Genomic DNA, 12,356 nt, shown 5'->3' with positions numbered 1-12,356 from the left:
TCTATTCTTCCCTTGTTACGCGTAACACTTCTTCCAGTGTTGTGACGCCCAGTAATACTTTGCGGCAACCATCTTCGCGAATGCTTGGTGTGGATTGGCGAATGTATTTTTCAATCGCCTGCTCGCCGTGGCCATTGTGTACCAGTTCGCGGATATTTTCATCCACTAATAGTAATTCGTGAATGCCTGTTCTTCCTCTGTAGCCTGTATGGTTACAGGCTACACAGCCACCGGCAGCATAAATACTATGCTCGGAAATCTGCGCTTCTGAGATACCCAGGATATTCAGCTCCTGGCTGGTGGGCTGGTGAGGCACACGACAGTCTTCACATAGGGTTCTCACCAAGCGTTGTGATAATACCGCCAATAAACTGGAAGATAATAAGAAGGGTTCGATGCCCATATCTTCTAAACGCGTAATTGCACCAGCAGCGGTATTAGTGTGCAGGGTAGATAATACCAGGTGACCGGTTAAACTGGCCTGAACACCAATTTGAGCCGTTTCCAGATCTCGAATCTCACCTACCATTACCACATCAGGATCCTGACGCAAGATAGCTCTTAAGCCTCGGGCAAAGGTCATATCTACTTTGCTGTTTACCTGGGTTTGTCCGATACCGGGCAAATCAAATTCAATGGGATCTTCCACCGTTAAGATGTTGCGATCTTTGGAGTTTATTTCGCTCAAACCCGCGTACAAGGTGGTACTTTTACCCGAACCCGTGGGGCCGGTAACCAAAATGATGCCATGGGGTTTGCGAATAAGGTCTGAAAACTTATCGCGGTTGGCCTGGGTCATACCCAAATCTTCAAGATTGAGTCGAGCGTTATTTTTATCTAATAAACGCAATACCACACGCTCGCCATGTCCGGTAGGCATGGTACTAACCCGCACATCAACGGCACGCCCGGCAATACGCAGGGTAATACGGCCATCCTGAGGTACGCGTTTCTCGGCAATATCCAGTTTCGCCATAACCTTGATACGGGATACCAGCATGGAGGCCAGTTTGCGATTGGGTTTGAGAATTTCTCTTAATACGCCATCCACTCTGAAGCGCACGGTAAGCTGGGTTTCAAAGGTTTCGACATGGATATCCGATGCGCCTTCTTTGATGGCTTCACCCAGCATGGCGTTAATCAGCTTGATAATAGGGGCATCATCTTCGCTTTCTAACAAGTCTTCTGTTTCTGGCAGTTCTTCCGCTAGAGAGAACAAATCACTTTCGTTGCCAATGTCTTCCATTAGCTGTTTTGCAGCAGAGGTATCTCGCTGGAAGGCATCGGTTAGCAGCTTTTCAAAGCGGTCGTTATCGACTTCGTTTAGCTCGAAGGGTTTTCCCAGGAAGCGTCTGACTTCCTGGAATGCCGACAATTCGGTTTCGTCTGTGTGATACAGAATGGCTGGATTGGCGATATTGTCCAACAGCACGCGATGGCGTTTAGAAAAGCCAAAGCTCAGTTGTGAGGGCAGTAAACTGGTGTCTTCCTGCTCTGCCTCAACAACGTCGTTTTCAACCGCTTCGGCCTGTTCCATTAAGTTCTCACTCATGGTCTAGTCTTCCTTGTTCTTCTCTTGCAAATACTCTTCAAAAGAAGGCGGAAGTTCCAGTTCATCATTCCAGTCAGGCAAGGTTGGTGTATCGGTCAACGGCATCAAAGCAATACCCTTTTCTTCGCGTTTTAACTGTTCGGCGCGAATAAAGTTGTATTTGCGATGACTGATCTTATTCATGGTGATGCCATCGCGAATGATGGTGGGACGAATAAATACCATCAAGTTGCGCTTGCGCTTGGTGGTGGAGGTGGACTTAAAGATGTTGCCCAGATAGGGGATATCACCCAGCAGAGGTATTTTAGAGACACTCTCCTGTACGTCATCATCAATCAAACCACCTAACACGATAGTGCCGCCATCATCCGCCATTACCGTGGTTTTAATTTCACGCTTGTTGATGGCGATATCCACTGAAGTTGCACCACTCACACTGGAGACTTCTTGCTCGATAACTAATTGTACGGCATTCCCTTCGTTGATTTGTGGTGTGACTTTCAACTTAATACCCACTTCCTTACGCTCCACCGTCTGGAAAGGGTTGGAGTTGTTGGAGCTGGATGTAGACCCGGTAATAATGGGTACTTCTTGACCCACAATGAAGAAGGCCTCTTCGTTGTCCATGGTGGTCAGATGCGGTGTGGCCAGGATATTGGAGTTAGTGTCTGTGCTAACCGCTTGCAATACCGCGCCCCAATCGTCTTTTACCGCACCCACTAAAAAGCCATTAACTGTTCCAAGTAGATTTGCCAAAAGAGAGGGGTCACCTTGTTCAGTGTTGGTGGTCTCTGTTTGGATAGGGTCACCGCCATCAGTTGGTTGGCTAAATGTTGTGGTGGTTGTGGTTTCATCCTGTGCTTGATCGTAAGCTACAGCCAAAGAGCCGATGGGCACCACACCGTTAGTGAACTGTTGACCACCACCGGCCTCAGTGGCCCACTGAATACCTAACGTGGTACCGTCGCCTTCAGAGACTTCCACTATAATAGCTTCTACTTGGACCTGGGCGCGGCGCACATCCAGCTGGCGAATAACTTCTTCTAAAGAAGCCATCATGTCCGGCTCAGCGGTAATCACCAGCGCGTTAGAATCAATGTGGGCATCAATATTGACTTCTCGGGAGGTGTTACGACGGTTACGGCTATTGTTACCCGCTTGTTCTTCCTGACCGATGCTGGCACTCACACCTTGCAATACGTTCACCAAGTCTTCGGCTTTAGCGTATTTAAGGAAAATTACCCGAGTATTACCATTGGATTCCAGTTCTTTATCGAGGCGATTGATAAGGGTAATGATGCGTTCACGCGCTTTGATATCACCGCTGACGATAACACTATTGGTTCTGTCGTCGGCAACCACTTTAGGTTCAAGGTTATCCGGAGTGTTGCTTTTGCCTTGAGAGTTGTTGATGCTTTCCAGGATACGCACCATTTCTGAAGCAGAAGCAAAGCGCAATTTAACGATTTCTACTTCGCGGTCACCGGCTTTATCAACCCGTTCGATGATTTCCGTCAAACGATTAACCACGGCGGCACGACCTGTGATCATCATGACATTAGAAGGATCATGGCTGATAACGTTACCGCCACCGGCCTGGTCGTTTAGCTGTCTTAAAATAGGAGCCAGTTCTCTTACTGGCACGCTGTATACTGGCACCACTCGAGTGATCATTTCATCACCATCGAACAGTTGACCATCCACTACTGGAATATTCGACGACTTAGCGTCCTTGTCTCGCACTACCTTGAGTACACCACTAGGCATTTCAACAACCGCGAAGCCATAAACTTGTAAGACGTTTAAGAAAAACTGGTAATACTGATCTTCCGATAATAAATCGTAACTGCGTACGGTGATTTTACCACGCACGTTTGGATCCACGATGATGGTTTTTTTCAGGTTTTTACCGACGATATTGATAAATTCAGTGATCTCGGTGCCTTTAAAGTTTGGCGAGTATTCTGCGGCCCATGCCGGAGAATTGAGGGCTATCATAGACGCGATAGTGGCGGCCAGCAGGCCCTTTATCAGCGGACGAAATTTCCTCATAGTTCTTTCCTTTTTTAGTTTCCGGCAGAGTCGGGTAATTCCAACGACAAAGTGGTTTGTGAACCGTCTCTGGAGAGCGTAATTTCTAAATATTCTGCAGTGCGCAACATTTTCATGGCTTCCATCGACTGTTGAATGTCCGTCAGATCGAGACCATTAATTTCAGTAAGTATATCGTTTGCCTGCAAACCTGCTTCTTTAAACAACGTAGGGTCTTTACCTGGGTTGACTTTATAGCCTGCAATTTCGCCATTTTCCCGGTGGGGCTGAATGGCGATAAAGTCGGTAAACTTGGCAGGAGAGGCACGTAGCGCCATGGCCGCAGCACGGGTATCTTCGGTAAGTGCAGGTGCGGGTTTTCTCATTCGGTCTTGCGGGCCATTAACCATCGCTGGTTTGATAATGTTGTTCGCTCCGGGAGTGATGGCTTTTACTGCCGTGAAATCGTGACCGTCTAACATCAAAGTTTCCATGCGGCCACTGTTATCAATAATAATGCGATCTGGGAACACTTCTTTTACCACAGCGCGTGTGCCATCGATTTTTTCACCAATGCCGTAAGTGTTTTGTTCGCCGCGATTTTCAATGATTGCGGCCCCTTCTTGTTCTGCGGTGCTGGCTACCAGGCCAGATAAGGTTAAATTGAGATTGGTTTCCGGGGCATCTTGTACCACGGTTTTAACTTCTTGTTTTACGGCACCTGGATCGCCAAATAGATGTAAGCGTTTGATGCTATTTACATTTACTGATTGCTGTTTTTTGTCGCTGTTGTTCGATTGCAGCGTCACCGTATTTTGTGCGGTATCGGCTTCGGGTGAGGGGATGAGGCGCCAGACGATTTCTGCGGCATAGGCCAAAAGATAGACAACCAGCAACAGCACCACCAAACGATTGATTAACTTTTGATGCTTTTGCCAGATTGACCATAGTTGGTCTGTTGATAATTGTGCTGCTGTCATGTGAAGTTCGTTATTAAATAGCTCTTTATTAGTAGAGTGTGTTGGCCTTTTCTGTACGAAATTTGTTCTATATATAAGCGCTTTAATCGCTGAACAGTCCTACAGGCCTAGTGGTGCTAAGTCAAAGGACTGTGACAAAGAGTAAAGCGCTTATATGACGAACCCTTTGGGCAGCGCCTGTGTGCAATTTATACTGTGTTGAATGCTTTTGATTTAGAACCTCTAGACCTTCAAGCATTCGCCTTGTCTAAATTGCACACACACTGCTGCAAAATTGTACCGAAAAGTTCAACACACTCTCGATTTGTTATGAGTTGAGCTTTATTTTCGGTGGACCATGATAGTCAGTCGCTCAAAGCGGTACAACTCTAAATACAATTAATTGCAAAAAAATTACGCGTTGCAAGGTTAATCTCCTGATGATTCACACTATCCATCATCATTTTATCCAGTAGTTTAGGTTACCAGTCTAAACTCACCCTGAACAAAGCGTAACGACCGCGCTTGAATTTGCTACGTAAGTCCCTAAATTAGGAGCCTATGGCAAAAAATAGTAAACATTCTCAGCATGACCACGATGCCCCAGTCGGCGTCCGACTGGACAAATGGCTCTGGGCTGCGCGATTTTTTAAGACCCGAAGCCTGGCAAGAGACAATATTTCTGCTGGTAAAGTACAGTATAATGGTGCTAAGGCAAAACCCGGCAAAATTGTTGAGCCCGGCGCCGTGATTAAAGTACCACAGGGCTATGATGAGAAAATCATTACGGTATTGCGGGTGTCCGAACAGCGGCTTTCAGCGCCTTTGGCACAACAGCTTTATGAAGAGACGCGTTTAAGTGCCGAGAAACGCGCTGAGAATGCCGCTGCCAGAAAGATTAATGCTTTCCACAGTCCCAAGCCGGAGCAACGACCTGACAAAAAGCAGCGTCGTGAAATAATTAAACTTAAGCACAGTTAATGTACTCATAACTGTGTCGATAATTGGAGCCAGTAATGGATCAAATACAACGCTTCCTGTTTGACAACGCTAGTGTCAGAGGGGAAATAGTGCAACTATCCAGTAGTTATAAAGAGATGTTGCAAGCCCAGGCTTATCCCGAAAACATTCAACGAGTGCTGGGTGAGATGGCAGTCGCCACTTCTATGTTGGTGGCTACTTTAAAAATTGAAGGTGAAGTAAGTTTGCAAGTGCAGGGTAACGGCGCAGTTAAATATGCGCTGGTCACTGCCAATGATAAACAAGAGATGCGCGGTATTGCTCGGTGGGATGAGACACCAGAGCAAAGTGAATTTGTGGATATTTTCCAAGGCGGAATTTTTACCATTACTATCACTCCTGAAACCGGGCAGAGATATCAAGGCATTGTGGCTATCGATAAGCCTAACTTGGCTCAGTGCCTCGAGGGCTATTTCAGCCAATCTGAACAACTACCAACACATATTGAGTTGCGTGTAGATGTCCAGAGTAAACGCGCAGCTGGGTTGTTCTTACAAGTAATTCCCGACACGGCTGAAAGCTCAGTTAATAAAGAGAATGCTGAGTTTGAGCACCTTACTAAGCTGGCCGAAACTCTGCAGACTAAAGAACTAACCGAGTTGCCGTTCGAGCAAGTGTTGCATCGCCTGTTCCACGAAGAACAAGTCAGAGTTTTCGAACCGCAATCAATTTGTTTTAAGTGCAGTTGTAGCCGAGTTAAGAGTGCAGCAGCGTTAAAGAGCATCGATAAGGCAGAGCTTTTAGAGGTAGTGGCGGAACAAGAGCAGATAAAAATGAACTGTCAGTTTTGCCATGCTGAATATGTTTACGATGCGCTGGATGTTGAGGCCATTCACGCTGGTACATTTGAACAGAGTCATTCGGTTCAGTAAAAACTTCTGATTTTATCCCTTCTAACTAGTTTTGTAGCTTTAAGTTGACAAAACTGGTTTAGAAGGGCTGCTTTCCCCTCCTGATTGAAAAAAAATAGTTATTCATTTTTCCTATAATCTTATATTTTTGATCAACTTTCACTTTTCCTTTCATTTCTTTTAAATTCAATTAAAACAGTGGGTTATGCTATCCTTTCGGTTCTATTGACTGAGCTTATCCGTAATATAAATACAGTAAATATGAAAGTTTAAGCAGCTTTGTGTTACTTCTATTACCGGGTGACTTGTTTAAGCGCCTTATTTAAGTAGAATTGCGCCGGTTTTTAAAGTGTAGTTCATCCTGAAAGTTTACTCAGAGGCAAACAAAATGACGGCATCCCCCAAAAATCAACTTATCGATCTCTCTCCCTCAGAATTACTGGAGCACGCGTTACGTGCAGGTGAAGGGGAATTCGCAGCCAACGGCGCTTTTGTGGTAAAAACAGGCGAACGCACGGGCCGTTCACCCAATGACCGCTTTTTGGTCAAAGAAAGTTCTACAGAACAAAATATTGATTGGGGAAAAGTAAACAAACCCGTTGAAGAAAACGTATTCAATGCCTTGTGGGATAAAGCTGAACAGTACTTATTACAACAAAAACAATATTATGCTTCGCATCTGGAAGTGGGGGCTGACCCGCAATTTAGTTTACCTATGGTGGTCAGAACTGAAACCGCATGGCAACAACTGTTCGCCCGTAATTTATTCATTGTTCCTGAGAGCTGGAACAGCAATGGCAAAACACCATGGCAGATTATCAATGTCCCTGGCTTAAAGTGTGACCCTGCTGTGGATGGCACTAATAGTGACGGCGCTGTTATGATCAACTTCAAGCAGCAGAAAGTGCTATTGGCGGGTATGCGTTATGCAGGTGAAATGAAAAAAGCCATGTTCTCGGTACAAAATTACTTGCTTCCTGAACATGACATCTTGCCCATGCACTGTTCGGCTAACGTCGGCACTGATGAAAGTGTGACACTGTTTTTCGGTCTGTCAGGTACAGGTAAAACCACACTTTCCGCTGATCCTGAGCGCTTTTTGATTGGTGATGATGAGCACGGCTGGGCAAAAGGCAGTGTATTTAACATTGAAGGCGGTTGTTACGCCAAATGTATCGACTTGTCACAAGAAAAAGAGCCAGTTATCTGGAATGCCATTAAATTTGGCACCATCCTGGAAAATGTACACCTTGACGAGAATCGCGTACCGGACTTCACTAACACTGAACTAACTCAAAACTCTCGTGCGGCATACCCACTAGAGCATATTGAAAAACGCAAACTGGAAAACCGCGCAGGTGAGCCCAAATCAGTGGTATTCCTGACTTGTGATGTGAGCGGAGTATTACCACCTGTATCGATTCTTTCTGAGGAAGCCGCAGCTTATCATTTCTTAAGTGGTTATACTGCTAAAGTGGGCTCTACTGAGATTGGTTCTACAGCCGCTATTGAGTCGACATTCTCAACTTGTTTTGGCGCGCCTTTCTTCCCGCGTCCGGCAAGTGTTTACGCCGAGCTATTGATGAAGCGCGTTCGCGAGTTCAACAGCAAAGTGTATTTGGTCAATACCGGCTGGACTGGTGGTCCGTACGGCGTTGGTCAGCGTTTTGATATCCCAACCACACGTGCCATTATCACCGCCATTGTTGAAGGTAAGTTGGAAGGTGTAGAAACCCAAACATTGTCGCAACTTGGCTTGAGCGTGCCAGTTGCAGTGCCAGGGGTTGATAGTAAACTATTGGATCCCAAGCAAACCTGGCAAGATCAGGAAAAATATCAGAAGTACCTGGAAAAACTGATTGCTGAGTTTACGCAGAATTTTGAAAAGTACGAGGTATCTGACGCGATTAAGAATGCTGGTCCTGACCTCGCGAGATAAGAATAACAAAAATAAGGACCAGCCCATTCAAGCCCGGACCAACCACCGGGCTTTTTTGTGCCCAATGGATGGTTTCAATTGGGCTGCATTGGATGAGCTGTTTTGCCTGGGTTACTTTTTAGTGGAAAGGGTAACCGTTGCTGTTAACCCCCCTTCAGGGTGGTTTTTGAGTTCAACCTTACCGCCATGCATGTCTACTATGCGCTTGATGATAGCCAATCCCAGTCCTGAGCCTGTAGAGCCACGGGCCTTGTCACCTTGCTTGAAAGGTTGGAACAAGTCTTCGATTTCATCTTCCGGTATACCTTTGCCGTAGTCTCTGACAGAGAAGCGCACAATATGGGCTTTTTTGTCGTACTCTGAACAGAGCAAAATATTGTCGCTGCCGTAACGAAAGGCGTTTTCGATGAGATTGTCTAACACGCGTTTAATAGCCACCTTGCGCACCAAAATTTGCGGAATCTCTGTTAGCTGCAGCTGGATATTGTGATGTTCTTCGATATTTCTCGCCAGCACAGCATCATTGATAAGTTCATTTACGTCGGTTAATTCGCGTTTCTCGCCTTTATCATGGCGCACGTAGTCGATGAACTGGTCAATGATGTCATTCATATCTTCGATATCGTGAATGATTCCTTCAGAAATCCAATCTTGATCCTGCGGCAGCATCTCTGTGGCGATACGAATGCGCGTTAATGGCGTCCTCAGATCGTGTGAGATGCCTGCGGTTAACAGTGCCCTGTCATCCTCTAATTGCTTAATCCCTTTGGCCATCTGATTAAAGGCGCGAGTAACCGACACTATTTCGGTGGAACCTTCTTCAGCCAGTGGTGGGGGAATGTCCCCCTTTCCGACTTTTATTGCCGCTCTTTGCAGCGCTAATAAGGGGCGGTTGAGGCGTCTGACAAATAGCCAGCCTCCGGCGACACTGAGCACACCAATAACCATTAAAAAGAAGGTCAATGGTGAGATATTTGGATCGTTAACACTGCTCAGAGGAACGGTGATCCAGAAATTGGGCGCTTGAGGTGGCCTGATCCAGAATACGTTCTGGCCATCTTCTTTAACATTTACTCTGACTTCCGCAGGGCCACCCAATTCTTGGGACATTTCGCGGGTAAAAAACTGGTAGTAAGTGGCGTCAGCCAGTCCGTTTTCAAGTGCCCTGGCTTCACTGTAGATACGGATCCCGGTGGCTTCAAAAAAACGTTGATGAAAAATTGGATCGCGATGATCCATGCCATCAATAAACAAGACCTTGATCTGGGTTGCTAACAAGCTGTTTATCTGTTTATAGCTGGGACCAATGAAGTAATAGGTAACAGAGAGATAAGAAACCACCTGATTGATTAACAGCAGCACGCCGATGAGAAGCACCGTTTGCCCGAAGGCGCTTTGGGGTTTTATGCGCATAAAGCAAATTTCCGGAACGCTTTACGCATTCCGGCTCTGATTATTGATTAGAAGCGGCGGCGACACTGTCACCATCAGGCACAAACACGTAGCCTAAGCCCCAAACGGTTTGTATGTAACGAGGGTTTGCCGGGTCTTCTTCCAGCATTCTGCGCAGACGTGATACCTGTACATCAATACTGCGCTCTAGCGCACTATAATCGCGACCACGTGCCAAATTCATTAGTTTGTCTCGAGAGAGAGGCTCTCTGGGATGGGTGACTAACGCTTTTAACACTGCAAACTCGCCGCTGGTAAGTGTAATGGGTTCGCCATCAGCCAGCATTTCCCGGGTACCGAGATTCAAACTGTACTGCCCAAAACTCACTATTTGTTCTTCTCTAGATGGTGCACCAGGGGCTTCACTGGCATTGCGTCTCAATACGGCTTTAATGCGCGCCAGTAACTCTCTTGGGTTAAAGGGTTTTGGCAGGTAGTCATCGGCACCCATTTCCAATCCGATAATACGATCAACTTCATCGCCCTTGGCCGTTAGCATGACAATAGGCAGTTTGTTTTCTTTCTGGCGCAACCGTCGACAGATGGACAAGCCATCTTCACCGGGCAGCATCAAATCTAATACCATTAAGTGGAAATTTTCGCGTTCAAGGAGACGATCCATTTGTTCTGCGTTGGCAGCACTACGAACCTGATAACCTTGTTCTACCAGATAGCGCTCTAACAAACTACGCAAGCGCATATCATCATCTACTACCAAAATTTTGGGGGTTTCTTGTCCCATATCGGTTCCACCAATTTATGTTTTCATTCACCATTTAATATAGAGGATAAGAAGGGAAAATAAACCGTGCAGAATGTAAGCAGGTGCCTCAAAGTGTTTCTGAATGTTTCAATTACCCGCTAATGAACATTGTTCATTTAAAATGTAACAGGGATTTAGGATTTTAACTGTCTGCAACCCAATCCATTTGAAAGCTGGAACGACGCTTCTTATCCATTATTTCTTCAATAAGTGGCGTTAAAATTAACTCCATCGCCAGCCCCATTTTACCACCGGGAACAACGAGGGTATTTATTCGAGACATGAATGCTCCATCAATCATTTGTAACAAGAATGGAAAGTCTACATTCTTCATCTCTCTTCGGAATCGCACTACCACGAAGCTTTCATCAGAGGATGGAATGGTGCGGTGGCTGAAAGGGTTGGAGGTGTCTACGGTAGGTACTCGCTGAAAGTTAATATGGGTTTGGCTAAATTGTGGTGTAATAAACCGGAAGTAATCTTCCATGCTGCGCACAATACTTCCCATCACCGCCTCGCGACTATGACCCCGCTCAGAAGTGTCTCGTACTATCTTTTGTATCCACTCCAGATTGACAATTGGTACCATTCCCACCAGTAAATCCACATGTTTCGCCACATTGATTTCGTCTGTTACGACGCCTCCATGTAAACCTTCATAGAATAAACAGTCGGTATTCTCTGGTAGATCTTGCCAAGGGGTGAAGGTGCCAGGCATTTGATTAAATGGCACAGCATCATCGAAGGTGTGCAAATATTGCCGACTTTTGCCTTGGCCACTTTCACCGTATTGTTTAAAGGTTTCAGCCAGCATTTCGAAATCATTGGCTTTTGGCCCAAAATAGCTGATGTGTTTGCCTTGTTCCTGCGCTTTTCTGATCTCTACTTCCATTTCTGGACGAGTGAATCGGTGATAACTATCGCCGGATACCATCGCGGCGTTAATGCTCAGGTTGCGGAAGATGTGCCTTACGGCATTAGTGGTGGTGGTAGTGCCTGCACCGGAAGAACCCGTAATAGCAACAATAGGATGTTTGACTGACATAATAGTCTAGAGCGCACTCTAGTTAGTTATTGAGTCATTGTTATAGGCATTTGTGTAGTCCAGGTCAAGCGCTGGATAAATTTATTCATATCAATTTTGAGCACTTTTGCTATAACTTAAGAAACTTTTTCACCGCAAAATCGGCATGAGCAGTTTTGTAATTTTTGATACTGAATTTACTGCATGGCCCGGATCATGGGAAAACAACTGGTCACGGCAAGGAGAAGCTCGGGAAATTATTCAACTGGCTGCGCTGAAAATACAAGTAGAACAGGAACGGTTATCTGCTGTTGCATCTTTTAATGTACTTGTTAAGCCCACCATTAATCCAAACCTAAGTGAATACATACAAGAGTTAACCAGGATCAGGCAGCAAGTGGTTGATGATCACGGTGTCGATTACTCCTCCTGTGCTGAGCAGTTTCATGAGTTTATCGAGAACGGCTTATTACCGTGTTACTCGTGGGGACCTGATGTCAAAGTGCTAAAGGAGAACCACAAAATTAATGAGAGAAGATGGTCTTATCGAGAGGAATTATTTGTCGATTTGAAAACCTGTATCAATAACAAAAGACTACCCTTTACTCATTTAGTGAGTGGCGAACTAGCGGCAAAGGTTGATAGACCCCTTGTAGGTCACAAACACAATGCATTATACGATGTGAAAAGTATTTTAGTCTTTTTACAAACACTTATTGAGCAGAACAGGTTAAACTTAAGTGATTTGTATTTGGAATGATGAAG

General features: G+C 45.5%; 10 protein-coding genes. 4 read left to right on the top strand and 6 right to left on the bottom strand.

From position 1 onward, the window contains the following. Nucleotide 1: 1 nt before the first annotated feature. From gspE to gspC, 3 genes are read right to left on the bottom strand one after another with little or no spacing between them, the layout of a single operon-like run. On the bottom strand, nucleotides 2–1,552 hold the full coding sequence (gene gspE, locus ACXAGP_RS05815; protein WP_475260131.1) for a type II secretion system ATPase GspE: 1,551 nt from the start codon (nucleotides 1,550–1,552) through the stop codon (nucleotides 2–4). A 3-nt stretch (nucleotides 1,553–1,555) separates the two neighbouring features. Then, nucleotides 1,556–3,604, bottom strand: a complete 2,049-nt coding sequence (gene gspD / locus ACXAGP_RS05810) for a type II secretion system secretin GspD (RefSeq protein WP_475260130.1) — start codon at nucleotides 3,602–3,604, stop codon at nucleotides 1,556–1,558. Nucleotides 3,605–3,618: 14 nt separating this feature from the next. Beyond that, nucleotides 3,619–4,563, bottom strand: a complete 945-nt coding sequence (gspC, locus tag ACXAGP_RS05805) for a type II secretion system protein GspC (protein ID WP_475260129.1) — start codon at nucleotides 4,561–4,563, stop codon at nucleotides 3,619–3,621. A 540-nt stretch (nucleotides 4,564–5,103) separates the two neighbouring features. Between gspC and hslR the strand changes: the two genes are divergently transcribed. The 3 genes from hslR (at nucleotide 5,104) to ACXAGP_RS05790 (ending at nucleotide 8,352) form a co-directional block, all read left to right on the top strand. Further along, nucleotides 5,104–5,523 (top strand): ribosome-associated heat shock protein Hsp15, encoded by a 420-nt coding sequence (gene hslR, locus ACXAGP_RS05800; RefSeq protein ID WP_475260128.1) that lies wholly within the window; start codon nucleotides 5,104–5,106, stop codon nucleotides 5,521–5,523. A 35-nt stretch (nucleotides 5,524–5,558) separates the two neighbouring features. Further along, nucleotides 5,559–6,434 carry an Hsp33 family molecular chaperone HslO gene (gene hslO, locus ACXAGP_RS05795; RefSeq protein ID WP_475260126.1) on the top strand — a complete coding sequence of 292 codons (876 nt, stop codon included), beginning with the start codon at nucleotides 5,559–5,561 and terminating at the stop codon, nucleotides 6,432–6,434. 367 nt (nucleotides 6,435–6,801) lie between these two features. Next, a complete protein-coding gene (locus ACXAGP_RS05790; protein WP_475260124.1) occupies nucleotides 6,802–8,352 on the top strand; it encodes a phosphoenolpyruvate carboxykinase in 1,551 nt (516 codons plus the stop codon). A 111-nt stretch (nucleotides 8,353–8,463) separates the two neighbouring features. On the opposite strand, the gene envZ is transcribed toward ACXAGP_RS05790, so the two are convergent. The 3 genes from envZ to ACXAGP_RS05775 all read right to left on the bottom strand — a co-directional run bounded on the left by envZ (nucleotide 8,464) and on the right by ACXAGP_RS05775 (nucleotide 11,612). Continuing rightward, on the bottom strand, nucleotides 8,464–9,765 hold the full coding sequence (envZ, locus tag ACXAGP_RS05785) for a two-component system sensor histidine kinase EnvZ (protein WP_475260122.1): 1,302 nt from the start codon (nucleotides 9,763–9,765) through the stop codon (nucleotides 8,464–8,466). Between the two features lie 40 nt (nucleotides 9,766–9,805). Then, nucleotides 9,806–10,546, bottom strand: a complete 741-nt coding sequence (ompR, locus tag ACXAGP_RS05780; protein WP_338290393.1) for an osmolarity response regulator transcription factor OmpR — start codon at nucleotides 10,544–10,546, stop codon at nucleotides 9,806–9,808. 163 nt (nucleotides 10,547–10,709) lie between these two features. Then, the gene (locus tag ACXAGP_RS05775; protein WP_475260120.1) at nucleotides 10,710–11,612 is read right to left on the bottom strand and encodes a phosphoribulokinase; all 903 of its coding nucleotides are present in this window, start codon (nucleotides 11,610–11,612) and stop codon (nucleotides 10,710–10,712) included. A gap of 145 nt (nucleotides 11,613–11,757) precedes the next feature. Between ACXAGP_RS05775 and ACXAGP_RS05770 the strand changes: the two genes are divergently transcribed. Beyond that, nucleotides 11,758–12,351: a 3'-5' exonuclease gene (locus tag ACXAGP_RS05770; protein WP_475260118.1), complete on the top strand. Its 594-nt coding sequence runs from the start codon at nucleotides 11,758–11,760 to the stop codon at nucleotides 12,349–12,351. Nucleotides 12,352–12,356: the final 5 nt, after the last annotated feature.

This window comes from Planctobacterium sp. AWM4_229 (assembly GCF_056160305.1).
This window is presented reverse-complemented; position numbering and strand designations above follow the sequence as displayed.

Bases quoted from the DNA above. Each gene is read 5' to 3' on its own strand.
- gspE (WP_475260131.1), bottom strand. From the start codon at position 1,552: ATGAGTGAGAACTTAATGGAACAGGCCGAAGCGGTTGAAAACGACGTT.
- gspD (WP_475260130.1), bottom strand. From the start codon at position 3,604: ATGAGGAAATTTCGTCCGCTGATAAAGGGCCTGCTGGCCGCCACTATC.
- gspC (WP_475260129.1), bottom strand. From the start codon at position 4,563: ATGACAGCAGCACAATTATCAACAGACCAACTATGGTCAATCTGGCAA.
- hslR (WP_475260128.1), top strand. From the start codon at position 5,104: ATGGCAAAAAATAGTAAACATTCTCAGCATGACCACGATGCCCCAGTC.
- hslO (WP_475260126.1), top strand. From the start codon at position 5,559: ATGGATCAAATACAACGCTTCCTGTTTGACAACGCTAGTGTCAGAGGG.
- ACXAGP_RS05790 (WP_475260124.1), top strand. From the start codon at position 6,802: ATGACGGCATCCCCCAAAAATCAACTTATCGATCTCTCTCCCTCAGAA.
- envZ (WP_475260122.1), bottom strand. From the start codon at position 9,765: ATGCGCATAAAACCCCAAAGCGCCTTCGGGCAAACGGTGCTTCTCATC.
- ompR (WP_338290393.1), bottom strand. From the start codon at position 10,546: ATGGGACAAGAAACCCCCAAAATTTTGGTAGTAGATGATGATATGCGC.
- ACXAGP_RS05775 (WP_475260120.1), bottom strand. From the start codon at position 11,612: ATGTCAGTCAAACATCCTATTGTTGCTATTACGGGTTCTTCCGGTGCA.
- ACXAGP_RS05770 (WP_475260118.1), top strand. From the start codon at position 11,758: ATGAGCAGTTTTGTAATTTTTGATACTGAATTTACTGCATGGCCCGGA.